Origin of the sequence: Bradyrhizobium sp. OK095 (genome assembly GCF_900109945.1) — a bacterium.
Classification (GTDB): domain Bacteria; phylum Pseudomonadota; class Alphaproteobacteria; order Rhizobiales; family Xanthobacteraceae; genus Bradyrhizobium.
The window spans coordinates 1-1,522 of the sequence record NZ_FOBX01000043.1 but is presented as its reverse complement, the minus strand read 5'-3'; the positions used below and the strand labels follow the sequence as shown (position 1 = coordinate 1,522).

At 64.6% G+C, this 1,522-nt stretch carries 1 protein-coding gene; it reads left to right on the top strand.

Translation table 11 applies throughout. The annotated features are described in order from the left end of the window. Positions 1–5 precede the first annotated feature (5 nt). Positions 6–1,169, top strand: coding sequence for an IS110 family RNA-guided transposase (locus BMW89_RS37090; RefSeq protein ID WP_092035272.1), 1,164 nt, complete (start codon positions 6–8; stop codon positions 1,167–1,169). Positions 1,170–1,522: the final 353 nt, after the last annotated feature.

Sequence of the window (1,522 nt, the reverse complement as noted above, 5' to 3'; positions counted from 1 at the left end):
GTCTGATGCAAGCATCGACCGAGAGCACGCCCACCGCCGGACATAGTGGCACAATTTTCGTTGCAATCGAACTGAGCCAGCGGAGCTGGCTGGCAACGCTGCATTGTCCAGACAGGGACAAGGTATCCCGCCATAAGCTGGAAGGTGGCGATCATGCCGGCCTGCTGGCATTGATCAAGCGTGTGGGCGAGCGGGCGGCGGCGACGTTGGGTGCGCCCCCGGCTGTGGTAAGCTGTTACGAGGCGGGCTACGACGGATTCTGGCTGCATCGGCTTCTGGTGGCGGGCGGGATCACGAACTACGTGTTCGACCCGGCGAGCATTACGGTGGATCAGCGGGCCCGGCGGGTGAAGACCGACCGGATCGATGGCGAGATGATGCTGCGAACGCTGATGGCGTACTGCCGCGGAGAGCCACGGGTGGTGCGGATCGTGCGGGTGCCTGCTCCGGAACAGGAGGACGAGCGCCGCGCCACGCGCGAGCGCGACCGGCTGATCAAGGAGCAGACCGCTCACACCAACCGGATCAAGGCGCTGCTGCGGCTGTTGGGCATGGCGGTCGGGAACCCGCGCCGGCGCGACTGGCTGAGCTGGCTGGCGGCACAGCGGGATTGGCAAGGCCAGGCGGTGCCGTCGCGGATGCGGCACGAGATTGAACACGAGCACGCGCGGTTGATGCTGGTCCGCGAACGGCTTGAAGCACTCATGCAGGCTTCGGCTTCGGCTGCGGATCCGGCGCCTGCGGCGGCCCAGATGATCCAGCGCAGCAATCTTCTGCGCAAACTCAAGTGCCTGGGCCCGGCGTTCGCGACGACGCTGACCAACGAGGTGTTCTACAAGGACTTCAGCAACCGGCGTGAAGTCGCGAGTTATTTCGGGTTGGCACCCAGTCCATGGCAAAGCGGTGGGATCGATCGCGAACAGGGGATCAGCAAGGCGGGTAATCCGCGTGCCCGTTGCGCGGCGATCGAACTGGCCTGGCTGTGGCTGCGGCATCAGCCCGACAGCGCGCTCGCCGAGTGGTTCCGCAAGCGCACGCTCAATGCCGGCAAGCGCAACAAGCGCGTCGCTATCGTGGCCCTGGCGCGCAAGCTGATGGTGGCGCTCTGGCGCTATCTCACCACCGGCCTCGTGCCCGAGGGAGCGGTGCTCAAGGAGGTGAAGGCATAAAATCAGACCAACGCGTCGACGTCGCGGCATCTGCTGCGGCGAGCCGCGGGATGGATGGTGACCGTGCCACCCTAGAGCCGATCAAAAGGCTGCTTCGTAGATGGGTCCCATCCTCATGGCTTCCTCGCCGCAAGTATGCGGAATGTGGGTACGGGTCAAACCGACCGGATATGAGGTGATGCAGTGAGTTGCTGCGTAAATCGCCGGAAGCCATTCCCTGAGCGCGTCGACCGCGGCGGCACGCTGCGCTACGCATGGCTCCGCGCGCCGCCTCCACGCCAAATGCAAAGATCTATACCCAAGCCCCGTTCGGCACGCTTGACTTAAAAGCCCTCATATGAGGGTGGGCAAAG

Bases quoted from the DNA above. Each gene is read 5' to 3' on its own strand.
- BMW89_RS37090 (WP_092035272.1), top strand. From the start codon at position 6: ATGCAAGCATCGACCGAGAGCACGCCCACCGCCGGACATAGTGGCACA.